Raw genomic sequence first — 16,835 nt, 5'->3', positions numbered from 1 at the left:
CACTACGTTGGTTTAGTGCGAGTAGATATTGTGTCCAAGGAGTTCCCGCCCGAAATCTACGGCGGAGCAGGCGTCCACGTAGCCGAACTAAGCCGGGTGCTGGCTGCGGAAGTGGACCTTCGGGTCCATTGTTTCGGTGCCCCCCGGCCGGCCGATTACCACGGAGCCGCGGTCAGCACCTACGCGGTGCCCGCGGAACTGGACGACGCGAACCCGGCCGTCCAAACGCTGGGCACGGACCTGGAAATCCTGAAGGGTCTGGCGGGTGCAGATCTCGTGCATTCACACACCTGGTACGCGAACATGGCCGGCCACCTCGGCTCGCTGCTGTACGGCATTCCGCACGTGCTCAGCGCGCACAGCCTGGAGCCGCTGCGTCCGTGGAAGGCTGAACAGCTCGGCGGCGGCTACGCCCTGTCCTCCTGGGTGGAAAAAACAGCGTACGACGCCGCGGCCGCCATCATCGCGGTGTCCGAAGGCATGCGGCAGGACATCCTGCGCAGCTATCCCGAAGTGGACCCGGCGAAGGTCCGCGTGGTGCACAACGGCATTGATGTGGACCTGTGGCATCCGGACAACGACCCGGAGGGGATCCGTGCGCTGGGGATCGACCCCGAACGCCCCAGCGTCGTTTTTGTCGGCCGCAACACCCGGCAGAAGGGCGTGCCCTACCTGCTGAGGGCCGCGGCACTGCTGCCTGCCGAGGTGCAGCTTGTCCTCTGCCTCGGCGCTGCGGATACGCCGGAGCTCGCCGCCGAAACCGGCATCCTGATCGACGAGCTCCGCCAAAAGCGCAGCGGCGTCGTGGTGATTGAACGGATGCTGCCCCGCGCCGAGCTCATCAAGGTGCTCAGCTCCGCAACCGTCTTCGCCTGCCCGTCCATCTACGAGCCGCTGGGAATCGTCAACCTGGAAGCCATGGCCTGCGGCACCGCCGTCGTCGCCTCAGCCACGGGCGGCATTCCCGAGGTGGTGGACTCCGGCGTCACCGGGCTGCTGGTGCCGCTGGAGCAGCTCTCGGACGGCACCGGAACCCCGCTGGACCCGGAAGCGTTTGTCCGGGACTTTGCCGCGGCGCTGACCGAAGTGGTGACCGATCCGGAACGCGCCGCAGAAATGGGCCGTGCCGGCCGGGTGCGTGCCACCGAGGAATTCTCCTGGGCATCGATTGCGGCCGCCACGCTGGAGGTTTACCGCTCCGTGCTTCCGCAGGCAGGCTGACCGCAGCCCCGCTGCGCTTAACTGCGCGGGAGGCCCCGGCCGGTTACCCGGCCGGGGCCTCCCGCGTTTCAGGCGTGTCTGTCCCTAGCGCCTGGCTTTGGCTGCCTGCTTCTTCCGCTGGATCAGGATCTTCTCATCCACCGGAGCTGCGCCGCTGGCACGCATCAGGCGCTGGTACTCCGCGGCTTCGTCCTGCCGCGTTTTTTCCGCGCCCGAGGCGACGGAGGCCCGCAGGTGCTCCGCGCCGTAACCGAAGGCATCCACCAGATCCAGCGCGTGCGGCCGGATCTTGGCCAGCAGCCGGTTGATGTAAGGGCCCAGGGTGCGCGCCCGCTGCGAGGACAACCGGCCGTGCATCAGGTACCAGGACAGGTTCTTCTCGATCAGGCACAGGCCAAAAAGGTCCCGCATCCATGTCATGACCTGCCGGGTTCCGGCGTCTTCGATGCCGTCCAGGGCCCGGGTGAAGGCCTCCCACTGCAGCAGTTCGGAGTGGGCGCGCGCCGCCTCGATCAGGTCATGCTGATTGTTGTTGAAGACGGCCGCAGCCTTGTCCTTGGGCAGCTTGCGCGCTTCGCGCAGGGCGCCGGCCACTTCGGCCACCATCGTACCCACGCGGTCCGTCAGCAGGTCACGCTGGGTCCTGGGATCACGCAGCGCAATGGCGGACTTCTTTTCCGAGCCGGTGTCGGCAAAGGCCTGGACAATCTGCCGCAGACCGGTGCGGTGCATGGTCCGGTCGGTGGCCTGTCCCACGGCGTAGCGGGCCAGGACGCCAAAGTCCGCCCCCGCGAACTCCTTGGCGTAGTCGGCCAGCAGCCGCTTGGCCACCAGCTGCAGCAGGACGGTGTTGTCGCCTTCGAAGGTGACGTAGATGTCCAGGTCCGCGCGCAGAGCGGTCAGCCTGTTCTCCGCCAGGAAACCGGCGCCGCCGGTGGCCTCGCGGGCTTCCTGCAGCGTGTCCAGGGCATGCCAGGTGGAAAGCGACTTCAGGCCAGCGGCGAGGGTTTCCAGGTCCTGGCGGTCCTCGTCGGTGTCATGCGCGCCGGAGAACACATCGTCAAACTTCTGCAGCAGTTCCTCGTGCGCAAAGGACGCAGCGTACGTCGTGGCCAGCCGCGGCAGCAGCCGGCGCTGGTGCTGCTGGTAGTCCATCAGGACTTCCTCGGTGATGTCCGAGGCACCGTTGAACTGCCGGCGCTCGGTGCCGTACTGGATAGCCGTCTTCAGGGCGAGCTTGCTGGCCGCCACAGCCGCGCCATCCAGGGACACCCGGCCCTGGACCAACGTGCCGATCATGGTGAAGAAACGCCGGCCCGGGCTTTCGATCGGCGAGGTGTAGGTGCCGTCCGCCGCCACATCGCCGTAGCGGTTGAGCAGGTTGGTGCGCGGAATACGGACGTTGGAAAAGTGCAGCCGGCCGTTGTCGATGCCGTTCAGGCCGCCCTTGACGCCGTCGTCCTCGCCGCCGATGCCGGGCAGGAAGCCGTTGTCGTCGCGCAGGTCAACGTAGAAGGCATGGACGCCGTGGTCCACGCCGGCGGTGATCAGGTGGGCGAAGACGACGGCGGCCCTGCCGTGCACGGCGGCGTTGCCGATGTAGTCCTTCCAGGCGGCGCGGAAGGGGGTGTTGATGATGAATTCTTCGGTACCGGCGTCATATTCGGCGGTGGTGGCAATGCTGGCGACGTCGGATCCGTGTCCGGTTTCGGTCATGGCGAAGCAGCCGGGGATCTCCAGGCTCATGATGCCGGGGAGCCACTTTTCATGGTGTTCCCGCGTGCCCAGGTGCATCACGGCGCCCCCGAACAGGCCCCACTGCACGCCGGCCTTGATCTGCAGGGACGGGTCCGCCACCACCAGCTCGTCGAATCCGGCAACGTTGCCGCCGTGGTTGTCTTCCCCGCCCACGTAGGCGGGGAAGGCCCGGTGCACCGCCTTGCTGTCCGCAAGGATCTTCATCTGGGTCATGACCCGTTCACGGTGCTCGGTGTACGGCAGGCCGGCAGGCGTGTGCAGGGCTTCCTCGGCGGCGAGCGCACGGGCCTGGAGGCGGACGTCCGCCCATTTGCCCAGCAGCGCCCGGCTGAGGGCTTCCACGTTGACGACGGCGGTGTCGTCGTCGCGCACGGAGGTGCCGGCGGGGATCTGGCGTTCCGGTTTGGAGGCTACTTGCGTCATTGCGTGTCCTTCTCGTTGTGGCTGTGAGAGCGGTGGATGCTTCTGGTCGGGCGGATGGAACGGGTTGGCCGGGCTTTGCGGGCGCCGGCGAATAGCAGCAGGGGAGCGGGCCGGGGGCTCATGCGGGGCCCGGCTCGTAGCCGATGCCGTCAAAAAGCCAGACGGTGAGCTGCCGGGTCATCTCGGCCTCGCTGGGTTTGTCCGGCCCCGGTTCCGCGGCCAGCCACCTCTCACCGGCGGCGCGGACCATGCCCAGGGCCGCCGTCGGCCAGAAGTCGGCGGCGACGCCCAGCTTCGGGGCAGTGGAACCGCTGTCCAGATAGGCCCGCATGGCGCGGTCCATCATGCCCGTGATGGCCTCGAAGAAGGAGGACAAGCTCTCCGCAAACCGGGGTTCGGTGGTGCCCGTTGCCTCTCCCGCGGTGACGAAGGCATAGACGTTGGGCGACGTCTGCGCCATTTGGAGATAGGCGGAGACCATTGCCTGCAGTCCGGCGCGGGGTGACTCGGCGGTGCGGCCCGCGGCCAGGATCTTGTCCTGCATCTGTGACAGCACAATGTCTCCCATGGCCTGCTGCAGCCCGGCTTTGTCCCCGAAGTAGCGGTAGTACACGGACTTCGAGGTTCCGGATGCTGCGGCAATCTCCTCCATGGAGGCACCCGCGCCGAGGGTATGGACGGCGCGGCGTGCGGCTTTGATCAGGTCGACGCGGCGTTCCGTGCGGTGGGCCTCCCAGCGCAGGGACCGGCCGTCCGAGGGTGCGGGGGAGCGATCCGGGGAAGACGCCGGTGTTGAGGAGGAGGGGTCTTGCAGAGCAGTGTTCACGATACTCAGCGTATCAGGTACGCTGGGTTGCAGTAACTCCCCTCACATTTTGCATTTCTTCCAAGGAGAACAGAACCATGGCTGAACAGCCCCAGGCCGAACGCGCGGCAACCGGCGGAACCACCCCTGCTCCCGCCGTCCGCAAGGCCGTTGTTATCGGCGGAAACCGGATCCCCTTTGCCCGCTCCGGCGGAAAGTACACCTACAGCTCCAACCAGGACATGCTGACCGCAGCGCTTGACGGGCTCGTTGCCAGGTTCGGGCTGCAGGGCGAGCGCATCGGCGAAGTAGCCGGCGGCGCGGTCCTGAAGCACTCCCGGGACTTCAACCTCACCCGCGAGGCGGTGCTGGGATCGGCACTGTCGCCGGAGACCCCCGCCTACGACGTGCAGCAGGCCTGCGCCACCGGCCTGGAGACCGTCATCAGCCTGGCGAACAAGATCAAGCTCGGACAGCTCGAGTCGGCCGTCGCCGGCGGTGTCGATTCCGCCTCCGACGCCCCCATTGCCGTCAGCGAAGGCCTCCGCCGGGCACTGCTGGACCTGTCCCGGGCCAAGACGTCCAAGCAGAAGCTGGCCGCCGTCGCCAAGATCCGCCCCAAGGATCTGTCCCCGAACGCACCGTCCACCGGGGAGCCGCGGACCGGGCTGTCCATGGGCGAACACCAGGCCCTCACCACGGCCCAGTGGAAAATCACCCGTGAAGCGCAGGACGAACTGGCCCTGGCCAGCCACCGCAACATGGCCGCAGCCTACGACCGCGGCTTTTTCGATGATTTGGTCACCCCCTACCGCGGCCTCTCCCGCGACGCCAACCTGCGCCCGGACACCACCATGGAGAAGCTGGGCAAGCTGAAGCCCGCGTTCGGGCGCAGCCTCGGCGATGAAGCCACCATGACCGCAGGCAACTCCACGCCGCTCACTGACGGCGCTTCCGTGGTGCTGCTGGGCTCCGAAGACTATGCCCGGGAACACGACCTGCCGATGCTGGCGAACATCGTGGACGCTGAAGCCGGCGCCGTCGACTTCGTCCATGGGAAGGACGGGCTGCTCATGGCTCCGGCCTTCGCTGTTCCGCGCCTGCTGGCCCGCAACGGCCTCACCCTGGATGACTTTGATTTCTTCGAAATCCACGAAGCCTTCGCCGGCACCGTGCTCAGCACGCTGGCCGCCTGGGAGGACGACGAGTTCTGCCGCACCCGGCTGGGGCTGGAAGGTCCGCTCGGAACCGTCGACCGCTCCAAGCTCAACGTCAACGGCTCCTCGCTTGCCGCCGGCCACCCCTTTGCCGCCACAGGCGGGCGCATCGTCGCTTCGCTGGCGAAGATGCTGCACGAGAAGGGGTCGGGCCGCGGCCTGATCTCCATCTGCGCTGCCGGCGGCCAGGGCCTCGTTGCGATCCTCGAGGCGCGCTAATCATGAATGACGCGTACCTGAACCTCGTGAACACCGGCATCACCAAGGAAATTGCCAAGAAGCTGGGACTGCCGCGCCCGTCGATCCTGCGGCGCTTCGACCCGGCCAAGCCCCTGGTCCCCGGACCCGTCCTGGTCCTGGGCAAGGGCGAAGCAGCGGACGCGCTCTCCCAGCTGCTGCTGGGCTGGGACCAGGACGTCCGCAGGCACGCCACCCCCAAGGAGAAGCTCGGAGCGATCCTGCTGGTCCTTGATGCCGCAGCGGCCCCGGAGGACCTGGGGGACGCAACCCTGGCCGCGGGTGCGGCCCTGCGCGACCTCGCCCCGGGCGGACGCGTCGTCACGGTGTCCCGTCCCGCAGCCGAAGCGCAGGAGCCCGAGGCTGCTGCGGCACGGCAGGGAGTGGACGGTCTGCTCCGTTCCATCGCCCACGAACTGCGCGGCGGTGCCACGGCTAACGGCATTGTCCTGGCCAACGGAGTGCAGGCCACGGCTCCGGGCGCGGCGGCGGCGCTGCGGTTCCTGCTGTCGGGCAAGAGCGCCTACGTCAGCGGACAGTTCATCACCGTCGGCTCCGACGCCGGCTCGCTGCCGGCGGATTGGAACGCGCCGCTGGCCGGCAAGGTGGCCGTAGTGACCGGTGCGGCACGGGGGATCGGCGCCGCGATCGCCAGGATCCTGCACCGCGACGGCGCCACCGTGATTGTGGTCGACGTACCTGCAGCGGGCGAGCAGCTCGCCCGGGTCGCCAACGAGATTTCCGGCACCGCCCTGCAGGTGGACATCACCCGCGACGACGCCGCCGACCGCATCCTGGCCCACGCCAGGGAACGCTACGGGCACCTGGACATCGTCATCCACAACGCCGGCATCACCCGCGACAAGCTGCTGGCGAACATGGATGAATCCCGGTGGCAGTCCGTCATTGCCGTCAATATCGCCTCCCAGCTGAAGATGAACCGGACCCTGCTCGCCTCGGACACCTTCAGCGCCGAGGGGCGGATCGTTTCGCTGGCTTCCACCAGCGGCATCGCCGGCAACCGCGGCCAGACCAACTACGCAGCATCCAAGGGCGGAGTCATCGGCATGGTCCGGGCAACGGCGCCGCTGATGGCACCGCGCGGCGGGTCCATCAACGCCGTCGCGCCCGGTTTTATTGAAACCGACATGACCGCGGCAATTCCGGCCCTGACCCGCCAGGTGGCCCGCCGCCTGAGCAGCCTGCAGCAGGGCGGACTGCCTGTCGACGTCGCCGAGACCATTTCCTTCCTGGCTTCGGATGCGGCCGCCGGGGTCAACGGACAGGTTGTCCGGGTCTGCGGACAGAACATGGTGGGGGCATGACCGACACCCAGCTCACCGAGATCCCCACACTGGGAAAGCTCTACGTCGGCGCCCTCGGCTCGGCGGCCAAGGCACGCCTTTCCTCCGCGCAGGCACCGCAAACGCTTCCTGCCGCCCGCCACACGGTGCTCGATGCCCGGGTCGACCTGGAACGGCTGGCGGACTTCCAGCGGCTGGTGCAGCACAGTGCCTCCGACTACCTGCCCTCCGGTTTTGTGCACACGTTTGCCTTTCCGGTGGCCATGAGCCTGATGTCCAGGGACGACTTTCCGCTGCCGCTGCTGGGGATGGTGCATCTGCGGAACAACACGGAGCATCTGAGGCCGATCCACTACACCGAACCGCTCACCGTCACCGCCTGGGCGGAGAACCTGGCGGGGCACCGCGCCGGCACTTCAGTGGAGCTGGTCGCGGAGGTCAGCGCGGGAGGCTCCGTCGTGTGGCGCGGACGGTCCACCTACCTGGCCAAGGGTGTCTTCCTGCCGCGTTTTGACCGGCCCGATGCCCGCGCGCCCCGTCCCGACTTCGTGCCTCCCCAGCCCACCGCGCTGTGGCGCCTGGGGGCCGACGCCGGCCGCAACTATGCCATGGTGTCCGGCGATTTCAACCCCATCCACCTCAGCCGGCTATCGGCCAAGGCGCTGGGCCAGAAACGGTCACTGGCACACGGCATGTATCTGGCCTCGCGGGTGGTTGCCGACATCGTACAGAACCGGCAGGAGCCCTACGAGTGGTCCATCGACTTCGACTCCCCGGTGTTCCTGCCGGCTGCCGTGTCGCTGTCAATTTCGGACACGGAGGGGGAGGACGGGTATTCGGGCTCCACGTTTGTGGGCTGGAACCAGCGTTCCCTTCGCCGCCACTTCGCCGGCGCCGTGCGGGCGCTGCCGGAGTAGGCCCTCAGCGGCTGTTAGGGTGCCCACATGACTGAACTGGACACGTTGCTGGACCCCTTGCTGGTCACCGCCCGGAACCTGGACGCAGCGGACCCGCTGGCGCGCTTCCGGGACCGCTTCCTGGAAGCCGAGGGGGTGAGTGCGTACCTGGACGGCAACTCGCTGGGCCGTCCCCTGCGCGCCACCGCTGAGCACCTGCAGGACTTTGTCCGGCAGCAGTGGGGCGGCAGGCTCATCCGCGGCTGGGACGAGCAGTGGCTCGAGCTGCCGCAGCTGCTCGGCGACGAGCTGGGCGCGGTGGCGCTGGGAGCCGCCGCCGGGCAGTGCATCGTGGCGGACTCGACGACTGTCCTGCTGTACAAGCTGGGCCGGGCTGCCGCTGCGGCCCGGCCCGGGCGGACGGAAATCCTCCTGGATGCGGATAACTTCCCCACCGACCGGTACGTCATGGAGGGCATTGCGCAGGAGTGCGGGCTGACGCTGCGCTGGGTTCCGGCCGACTACGACGGCGGCATCACCCCCGAGGCCGTGGCCGCCGCCGCGGGACCGCAGACTGCCCTGGCCGTCTTCAGCCATGTGGCCTACCGCTCGGGCTTTCTTGCCGATGTTCCCGCCGTTACCAAGGCGGTGCACGACGCCGGGGGACTGGTGCTGTGGGACCTGTGCCACTCCGCCGGCGCGGTTCCGGCGGAGCTTGATGCCTGGGGCGTGGACTACGCCGCAGGCTGCAGCTACAAATACCTCAACGGCGGCCCCGGCGCGCCCGCCTGGGCCTACGTGGCCCGCCGCCACCAGGAGGATTTCTCCCAGCCGATCCAGGGCTGGCTGGGGAGCTCGGACCCCTTCGGCATGGCCCAGGGCTACACGCCGGCCCCCGGGATCCGCCGGCTGGTCTCCGGCACGCCCCCGGTGCTCGGAATGCTCCCCGTGCAGGACATGGTCTCCCTGATCGCCGAGGCCGGGATCGGAGCCGTCCGGGCAAAGTCGGAGGCGCTCACCGAGTTCGCCCTGGCCGCGGTGGACGCCCTGCTGGTGCCGCACGGCGTCGTCGTGGCGTCCCCGCGCCAGCCGCAGAGACGCGGCAGCCACATCACCGTTGACCATCCGGCGTTCAAGGCCGTCACCGCCGAACTCTGGAAACAGGGGGTCATCCCCGACTACCGGAACCCGTCGGGAATCAGGCTGGGCCTGTCGCCGCTGTCCACCTCTTTCGAAGAAACGCTGACCGGGGTGGCCGCGATTCGCGCGGAACTGCTGCGCTAGCTCGGGCCCGGAACGCGGCCTCCCGGTCTCGGAAGGTCGCGGAATTGACAACCGGCATGCGGCAGGAGCCATAATGTTAGCGCTCACATGGCTATGTGATGCACTTCTCACCCTCGATCTTGCCGGTGCGCGGCGGGGCGGCACAGCGCGCGCGGACCGGCAGTTTCTCCGCTAGACAAAGATGTCCACCGAAAGGGCTCCTTCGTGAAAATCCGTAAACTCCTTCTCAGCGTGACTGCCGGTATCCTGGCCGTCTCCGTTGCAGGCTGCGGCTCCGGCTCGGGCCGCGGCGGCGCTGATTCCGATTCCGCCGAGTCCGGCGACAACGCAGGTGCGCTGGTGGGCATCGCAATGCCCACCAAGACTTCCGAGCGCTGGATCAAGGACGGCGACTCCATCAAGGCCGAGCTCGAAGACCTCGGGTACGACACCACGCTGGAATACGCCGACGACGACATTCCCACCCAGGTCCAGCAGGTCTCCAACATGATCACCAAGGGCGCCAAGGTCCTGGTTATCGCCGCCATCGACGGCACCGCGCTGAGTGACCAGCTGGACAACGCAGCAGCTGCCGGCATCAAGGTCATCGCTTACGACCGACTGATCACGGGCAACGAAAACGTGGACTACTACACGACCTTCGACAACTACACCGTGGGGGTCCAGCAGGCCACCTCGCTGCTGACCGGCCTGGGCATCCTCGACGCCGAGGGCAAGGACACCGGTGCCACCGAACCGAAGAACATTGAACTCTTCGCCGGCAGCCCGGACGACAACAACGCCAACTTCTTCTACGACGGCGCCATGGACACCCTGCAGCCCTACATCGACAAGGGCACCCTCGTGGTCCAGAGCGGACAGACCGGCTTCACGCAGATCGCGACTCTGCGCTGGGACCCGGCCACCGCCCAGAAGCGCATGCAGAACCTGATCGCCAGCACCTACTCGGGCGGCGAAAAGGTCGACGGCGTGCTGTCCCCGTACGACGGCATCTCGCTGGGCATCATCTCCGCCCTCACCGGATCCGGCTACTCCGCCGATGCCCTGCCGGTCATCACGGGCCAGGACGCCGAGGCCGCCTCGGTGAAGTCCATCATGGACAACCAGCAGTACTCCACCATCTTCAAGGACACCCGGGCACTGGGCGAGCAGACCGTGGCGATGGTTGACGCCGTGCTCAAGGGCGAAGACCCCGAGGTGAACGACACGGAGACGTACGACAACAACGTCAAGATCGTCCCGACCTACCTGCTGGACCCGATGGTGGTCACCAAGGACAACTACGAGGAAGTCCTCGTCGACAGCGGTTACTACGAGGCCTCCGACCTCAAGTAACTCCCTACCACCGCGGTGTTCCCCGCCGGCAGCCGTACGCGGCTGCCGGCGGGGCGCCGCCGGCAAGGACATGAACGTGAACGCGAATATTCTTTCCATGCGGGGAATCACCAAGTCTTTCCCCGGGGTCAAGGCACTCCAGGACGTCTCCCTGGAGGTCCGCCAGGGCACCGTGCACGCCATCTGCGGAGAAAACGGCGCCGGGAAATCCACCCTGATGAAGGTCCTCTCCGGGGTCTACCCGGCCGGCACCTATGAGGGCGGGATCTACCTGGAGGGCGAGCTCCAGGAGTACAAGGACATCAAGGATTCCGAAGCCGCCGGTGTGGTGATCATCCACCAGGAACTGGCACTGAGCCCGTTCCTCTCCATTGCGGAGAACATCTATCTGGGCAACGAACAGGCCAGGGGCGGTTTCATCGACTGGCACCGCACCAACCTCGAAGCCGGGAAGCTCCTGGAACGGGTGGGCCTGGCCGAGAATCCCGCCACCAGAATCCAGGACATCGGCGTGGGCAAGCAGCAGCTGGTGGAAATCGCCAAGGCCCTGTCCAAGCGGGTCAAACTCCTGATCCTCGACGAGCCCACGGCCGCCCTGAACGATGAAGACTCCGAGCACCTGCTCGGGCTGATCAAGGACCTGCGCCGGGACGGCATCACCTGCATCATCATCAGCCACAAACTCAACGAGATTAAGTCGATCGCCGACGCCGTCACCATCATCCGCGACGGACGCACCATCGAGACGCTGGACATGCAGGCGGACGAAATTTCCGAGGAGCGCATCATCCGCGGCATGGTGGGCCGCGACCTCGACAGCCGTTACCCGGAGCACACCCCGGTCATCGGCGAGGAAGTGCTGCGCATCGAGGACTGGACGGTGCATCACCCGCTGGACCGCTCCCGCAAGGTTGTCACCAACGCCAACCTGAACGTGCGGGCGGGCGAAATCGTAGGGATCGCCGGGCTGATGGGAGCCGGGCGCACCGAACTGGCCATGAGCGTCTTCGGCCGCAGCTACGGCCACAACATCAGCGGCCGCGTGTACAAGAACGGCCGCGAGATCACCATGAAGAACGTCGGCCAGGCCATCGCGCACGGACTGGCCTATGCCACGGAGGACCGCAAGCGGTACGGGCTGAACCTCATTGAGGACATTCGCCGCAACATCTCCGTTTCCAGCCTGAACAGGCTCTCCGTCCGCGGCTGGGTGGACCCGTACCGGGAACACCTGACGGCGGAAAAGTACCGGACCAGCATGAACATCAAGGCACCCTCGGTGCTGGCCCTGACCGGAAAGCTCTCCGGCGGAAACCAGCAGAAGGTGGTGCTGTCCAAATGGATCCACACCAATCCCGACGTGCTGATTCTCGACGAGCCCACCCGCGGGATCGACATCGGCGCCAAGTACGAGATCTACACCATCATCAATGAACTGGCGGACCAGGGTAAGGCGGTCATCGTGATCTCCTCCGAGCTGCCGGAGCTGCTGGGAATCTGCGACCGCATCTACACCCTGGCCGAAGGCCGCATCACCGCAGACGTCCCGCGGGAAAAAGCCAGCGCCGAATACCTCATGCAGTACATGACCCGCGACGCCAGGACTCCTGCCGACGCGACAGACAAGGAACGCCAATGAGCACTCTCACCGATAAGGGGCCGTCCACCGGCGCCCCCGCACCGAAGGAACGTCCGGCAGGGATTGTCGGCACCGCCCTGAACTACCTGACCGGGCAGCTGCGCCAGGTGGGGCTGTTCATCGCCCTGATCGCCATCATCATCTTCTTTCAGATCGCCACCAACGGGATCACCCTGGCACCGATCAACGTCTCGAACCTGATCATCCAGAACAGCTACATCCTGATCCTCGCCGTCGGCATGGTCCTGGTGATCATCGCCGGACACATCGACCTTTCGGTCGGCTCCGTCGTCGCCTTCACCGGTGCAGCCGCCGGCGTCATGATCACGCAGTGGGGGTTGCCCTGGTGGCTCGCCGCCGTCCTGTGCCTGGTCCTCGGCGCCGCCGTCGGAGCCTGGCAGGGTTTCTGGATCGCCTACTTCGGGATCCCGGCGTTCATCGTCACGCTGGCGGGCATGCTGACCTTCCGCGGACTAACCCAGATTGTCCTGCAGAACCAGCAGATCTCGCCCTTCCCGGACAAGTTCCGCGACCTGGGCAGCGGATTCCTGCCTGACCTCGGCGGAGGAACCAGTTTCCTGGAGCCGCTGACAGTCATCATCGGCGTCCTTTCGGCCGCAGCCCTGGTCGGCTCGGGCATCCGCCAGCGGATGATCCGCCGCCGCCACCAGCTGGTCGACGAGCCGATCCTCTGGTTCGCCGCCAAGCTCGTCTTCACTGCCGGCCTGCTCCTGTTCATCACGTACCTGCTCGCCAGCTACCGCGGCACTCCCATTGTCCTGGTCATCCTGGGGCTGCTGACGGTCGGTTACTCCGCCGTCATGAACCGCAGCGTCTGGGGACGCCACATCTACGCCATGGGCGGGAACCTGCACGCCGCGGACCTCTCCGGCATCAACACCAAGCGGACCACGTTCACCGTTTTCATCAACATGGGTGTCCTGGCCGCGCTGGCCGGCCTGGTCTTTACTGCGCAGCTGAACCTGGCCAGCCCCAAGGCCGGCGAGGGCTTTGAACTCGATGCGATTGCCGCCGTCTTTATCGGCGGAGCCGCAGTAACCGGGGGCATCGGCCGGGTCACCGGAGCCATCATCGGCGGGCTGATCATCGGCATCCTGAACAACGGCATGTCCATCATGGGCGTGGGCACCGAATACCAGCAGCTGATCAAGGGGCTGGTGCTCCTGGCAGCCGTGGCCTTCGACGTGTTCAACAAGCGCCGCGGAGCCGCCTCCATTACGTAGCGGACGGCTGTAAGCGGGAACCTGCAGAGCAGGAACCCTTCGGAAACGCCAAAGTGGCCGGCACCCGTCATCGGGTGCCGGCCACTTTGGCGTTCTGCGCAGGTGCTGCCTGAGGCTAGTCGTTGGCCTTGACGGCCAGGACCGGGCAGTCGGACTGGAGCAGAACCCGCTGCGCGGTGCTGCCCAGCAGCATCTTGCCTACCGGGGTGCGGCGCCGCAGCCCCAGGACAATCAGCTCGACGCCGGAACCTTCGGCAGCCTTGAGGATCTCTTCAGCGGGATCGTAATCGCCCACCGGATGAACCAGCTTGTAGGAAGTCCCTGCTGAGCGCAGCTCTGCTTCAAGCTTTTCAAGCGCGGCGTTGTTGGCTTCTTCCTGCTCCTGGTGGTGCAGGCCGTGGCGGGGGAACGCCACGTTCACGATGACCAGCTGCGCTGAACGGGCACTGGCCTCCCGGCGGGCGGCGTCCAGCGCCGCCATCCCCTCGGGGGTGGGAAGAAATCCGACGACAATACTCATGGTGCTCCTGACCTAGGGATGGAAAAGCGGGGCGGAAAAGGGCCTAGCCCCGGAGTTCTTCGGCATCTGTGAAGCGCGTCTTCTTGGCGCGCACTGCCCGGTTCCAGAACCAGGTCAGCACCCACAGCACCAGGCCCAGCAGCAGCAGCAGGCCGGCAATGCGGTATTCGATCGGGTCCTGCGCCCACGGGCCCAGCAGGAAGGCGCAGGTGAAGACACCGACGTACGGGAGGAACCCGGGGGAGCGGAAATGCTTGCCCTCGTGCGGGGTGCGGCGCAGCACCAGGCAGGCAACGTTCACCACGGTAAACACTGCCAGCAGCAGCAGTGCCGTGGTCCCGCCCAGGGCCGCGACGGTGTCCTTGCCCATGAAGTTGGTGACGATGATAATCAGTCCCAGCGCGATGGCGGTAGTGAAGATGATCGAGGCCCAGGGCGTGCGGCGCCCGGGAAGAACCTTGGAGAGCGAACGGGGCAGGACATCCTGCTTGGCCATGCCGTAGAGCAGGCGGCTGGCCATGAGCATGTTGATCAGGGCGGTATTGGCCACGGCAAAAATGGACAGGAACGGGTAAATAACATCAACCGGCAGGTTGGGTGCTCCGGCCCGGACAACCTCGAGCAGGGGGGTTGCACTTGCGGAGAGCTGGCCGACGGGCACAATGGCCACGGCGGCAATGGACACCAGCAGGTAGACAATCAGCGTGATGCTCAGCCCGGTCAGCATGACCTTCGGGAAGATCTTGGCGGGATCCCGGGTTTCTTCGGCCATGTTAACCGAGTCCTCAAAGCCCACCATGGAGAAGAACGCCAGCGAGGTGGCGGCTGTCAGGGCCAGGAAAACGCTCTTGTTCTCTTCGGTTTCGAACACCATGACGCGGGAGAAATCTACATTGCCCTGGCTCATGGCCCAGAAGCCGATGAGGATGACAATCAGGAGGCCGGTCAGTTCGATAATCGTCAGGACCACGTTGAACTTGATGCTCTCGCCAACTCCGCGGAGGTTAATCACCGCGAGGACCAGCATGAAGATGACGGCCACCCAGGTGACGCCGGTCTGTCCCCACTCCAGGTTGAACCCGACAATGAAGTTCTCGGCCAGGAACTTGGCGGCAGTCGAAGCGGACGTGATTCCCGAACTCAGCACCGCAAAAGTCACCAGGAACGTCACGAAGTGAATGCCGAAAGCCTTGTGTGCGTAAAGGGCGGCACCAGCAGCCTGCGGAAACTTGGTCACCAGTTCCAGATAGGACAAAGCGGTAATGGTGGCAACGCCGAACGCGATCAGGATGGGCGCCCAGGCGGCACCGCCGATTTCGCCGGCTACCTGGCCGGTCAGGGCATAGACTCCGGTGCCGAGAATGTCGCCGACGATGAAGAGCAGCAAAAGCTTGGTCCCCATCACCCGCTTGAGTTCGGGTTCCCCGGAGCTGATTTTTGTATCGCCCATGGCTGGTTTCCTGCTTTCTGTATATCTGCACTGCGGCCCGGGACGTGTACCGGGGAAAACCGGTCACGGCCCGCTGCCCGGTATTCTCTGCGCCATTAAGGGGCAAAGCAATGTTACGGGACTTGACGCCTGTCTGCGCACAGAACCCCGTCCTCCTCCCGGAGGCAGAACACGACGAAAGGAATCAGTGCTCGGGATCAGCGGAACGAATGACGCGCACGGCGCCGATGCGGCGGCGCTGAACGCTGAGCACCTCCAGTTCGCACCCCGGAGCGGCGACAATGTCTCCCGGACGGGCAATGCGTCCCAACCGCTCCATAATGTATCCGCCGACCGTTTCATATAAGCCTTCCGGCAGGTTTATGCCGGTCAGCCGTTCGAATTCCTGCAGAATCAGTGCTCCGTCAACCACCAGATCGCCCCGGACGCGCCGGTGCAGATCCTCGGGATCCCGCGACGTGTCGTATTCGTCGTAGATCTCCCCGACCAGTTCCTCCACGAGATCCTCCAGGGTCACAATGCCGTCCGTCCCGCCGTACTCATCGGCCACGACGGCAATGTGGCTGCCGTCGCGGCGCATCCTGGACAGGGAAGGCACCACCGCTGCAGTGCCGGGAAGGAACAGGATGGGACGGACAATGTCACCGAGCCGCCGTTCGGGCCCGGTTCCGCCGTCGTCGCCACCGCGCAGGAGATCCCGGACGTGGATGAAGCCCAGGACATCGTCGGGGGAGTCCCCGATGACCGGATACCGCGAATACGGCAGCGTGTGCACCGCAGCGCGGGCCTCGGCTACGGTGAGGTCCGCGGAAAGGAACTGCACCTGGGGTCGCGGGCGCATCACCTCCTGAAGCAGCCGGTTCCCCGCCCCGAACACGTCCGAGAGGATCCGGCGGCTGTCCTCGGCCAGCACCGGGCTGGCCGCCACCATGTCCCACAGCTCCTGGGATGTCACCGGCGGTGTCTTTACCTTGGGATCACCGCCGAGGAGCCGGACCACAGCATCCGTGGAGACCGAAAGCAGCCGAATCACCGGCCGCATGACGACGGCGAACACGTTCAGGGGCGGGGCCAGGAGCCGCGTAAAGCCCTCGGCGTTCTGCATGGCGAGCCGTTTGGGCACCAGCTCGCCGAGGACCAGGGACAAGTAGGCGACGGCGAGGGTCATCAGGATGAAGGCGGCCGCATCCGCGGCGGGCGGCGGAATACCGAGGGCGCGCAGCGCGGGGGTGACCGCCGGCGCCAGCGCGGACGCGCCGTAGGCAGCGGAGAAGAATCCGCAGAGGGTGACGCCTATCTGGATGGACGAGAGAAAGAGGTTGGGGTTCCGGGCCAGCTCCGCGATCTTCCGGCCGCCCGCTCCGGAGTCCTCGATCTTCCTGATCTGACTCTCGCGAAGTGAGACCAGCGCCATTTCGGTTCCGGCGAAGATTCCCCCGAGCAGGACGAAAAAAACCACGAGCAGCAAATTAAGGAGTGTGGTGCCGTCCATAGACAGAGAG

General features: G+C 66.2%; 13 protein-coding genes. 8 read left to right on the top strand and 5 right to left on the bottom strand.

What is annotated here, in order from left to right; translation table 11 throughout:
- Window positions 1–15 precede the first annotated feature (15 nt).
- On the top strand, window positions 16–1,221 hold the full coding sequence (gene glgA / locus WKB88_RS03550; protein WP_341393163.1) for a glycogen synthase: 1,206 nt from the start codon (window positions 16–18) through the stop codon (window positions 1,219–1,221).
- Between the two features lie 84 nt (window positions 1,222–1,305).
- Here glgA and WKB88_RS03545 read toward each other — a convergent pair whose 3' ends face one another.
- Together WKB88_RS03545 and WKB88_RS03540 are read right to left on the bottom strand one after the other, a co-directional pair.
- Window positions 1,306–3,402, bottom strand: a complete 2,097-nt coding sequence (locus WKB88_RS03545; RefSeq protein WP_341393162.1) for an acyl-CoA dehydrogenase family protein — start codon at window positions 3,400–3,402, stop codon at window positions 1,306–1,308.
- Between the two features lie 118 nt (window positions 3,403–3,520).
- Window positions 3,521–4,228 (bottom strand): TetR/AcrR family transcriptional regulator, encoded by a 708-nt coding sequence (locus WKB88_RS03540; protein WP_341393161.1) that lies wholly within the window; start codon window positions 4,226–4,228, stop codon window positions 3,521–3,523.
- Between the two features lie 77 nt (window positions 4,229–4,305).
- Between WKB88_RS03540 and WKB88_RS03535 the strand changes: the two genes are divergently transcribed.
- From WKB88_RS03535 to mmsB, 7 genes are all read left to right on the top strand, one after another.
- Window positions 4,306–5,643, top strand: a complete 1,338-nt coding sequence (locus WKB88_RS03535; RefSeq protein ID WP_341393160.1) for an acetyl-CoA C-acetyltransferase — start codon at window positions 4,306–4,308, stop codon at window positions 5,641–5,643.
- A 2-nt stretch (window positions 5,644–5,645) separates the two neighbouring features.
- Complete coding sequence (locus WKB88_RS03530; RefSeq protein ID WP_341393159.1) at window positions 5,646–6,986, top strand: 3-oxoacyl-ACP reductase; 1,341 nt, start codon at window positions 5,646–5,648, stop codon at window positions 6,984–6,986.
- A complete protein-coding gene (locus WKB88_RS03525; protein WP_341393158.1) occupies window positions 6,983–7,882 on the top strand; it encodes a MaoC/PaaZ C-terminal domain-containing protein in 900 nt (299 codons plus the stop codon). Before WKB88_RS03530 ends, WKB88_RS03525 begins: the two co-directional genes overlap by 4 nt.
- A gap of 27 nt (window positions 7,883–7,909) precedes the next feature.
- A complete protein-coding gene (locus WKB88_RS03520; RefSeq protein ID WP_341393157.1) occupies window positions 7,910–9,145 on the top strand; it encodes a kynureninase in 1,236 nt (411 codons plus the stop codon).
- Window positions 9,146–9,349: 204 nt separating this feature from the next.
- Window positions 9,350–10,480: a multiple monosaccharide ABC transporter substrate-binding protein gene (chvE, locus tag WKB88_RS03515; protein ID WP_341393156.1), complete on the top strand. Its 1,131-nt coding sequence runs from the start codon at window positions 9,350–9,352 to the stop codon at window positions 10,478–10,480.
- Window positions 10,481–10,577: 97 nt separating this feature from the next.
- Window positions 10,578–12,119, top strand: a complete 1,542-nt coding sequence (gene mmsA / locus WKB88_RS03510; protein ID WP_445818863.1) for a multiple monosaccharide ABC transporter ATP-binding protein — start codon at window positions 10,578–10,580, stop codon at window positions 12,117–12,119.
- Window positions 12,116–13,363 carry a multiple monosaccharide ABC transporter permease gene (mmsB, locus tag WKB88_RS03505; protein WP_341393154.1) on the top strand — a complete coding sequence of 416 codons (1,248 nt, stop codon included), beginning with the start codon at window positions 12,116–12,118 and terminating at the stop codon, window positions 13,361–13,363. Before mmsA ends, mmsB begins: the two co-directional genes overlap by 4 nt.
- A gap of 115 nt (window positions 13,364–13,478) precedes the next feature.
- Here mmsB and WKB88_RS03500 read toward each other — a convergent pair whose 3' ends face one another.
- The 3 genes from WKB88_RS03500 to WKB88_RS03490 all read right to left on the bottom strand — a co-directional run bounded on the left by WKB88_RS03500 (window position 13,479) and on the right by WKB88_RS03490 (window position 16,825).
- Entirely contained in the window at window positions 13,479–13,883 is a 405-nt protein-coding gene (locus WKB88_RS03500; protein ID WP_341393153.1) for a universal stress protein, read from the bottom strand.
- 43 nt (window positions 13,884–13,926) lie between these two features.
- On the bottom strand, window positions 13,927–15,333 hold the full coding sequence (locus WKB88_RS03495) for an APC family permease (protein ID WP_341393152.1): 1,407 nt from the start codon (window positions 15,331–15,333) through the stop codon (window positions 13,927–13,929).
- 184 nt (window positions 15,334–15,517) lie between these two features.
- Entirely contained in the window at window positions 15,518–16,825 is a 1,308-nt protein-coding gene (locus WKB88_RS03490; RefSeq protein ID WP_341393151.1) for a hemolysin family protein, read from the bottom strand.
- Window positions 16,826–16,835: the final 10 nt, after the last annotated feature.

The organism is Arthrobacter sp. G119Y2, assembly GCF_038069765.1.
In the GTDB taxonomy this organism is placed as follows: Bacteria; Actinomycetota; Actinomycetes; order Actinomycetales; family Micrococcaceae; genus Arthrobacter_B.
This window is presented reverse-complemented; position numbering and strand designations above follow the sequence as displayed.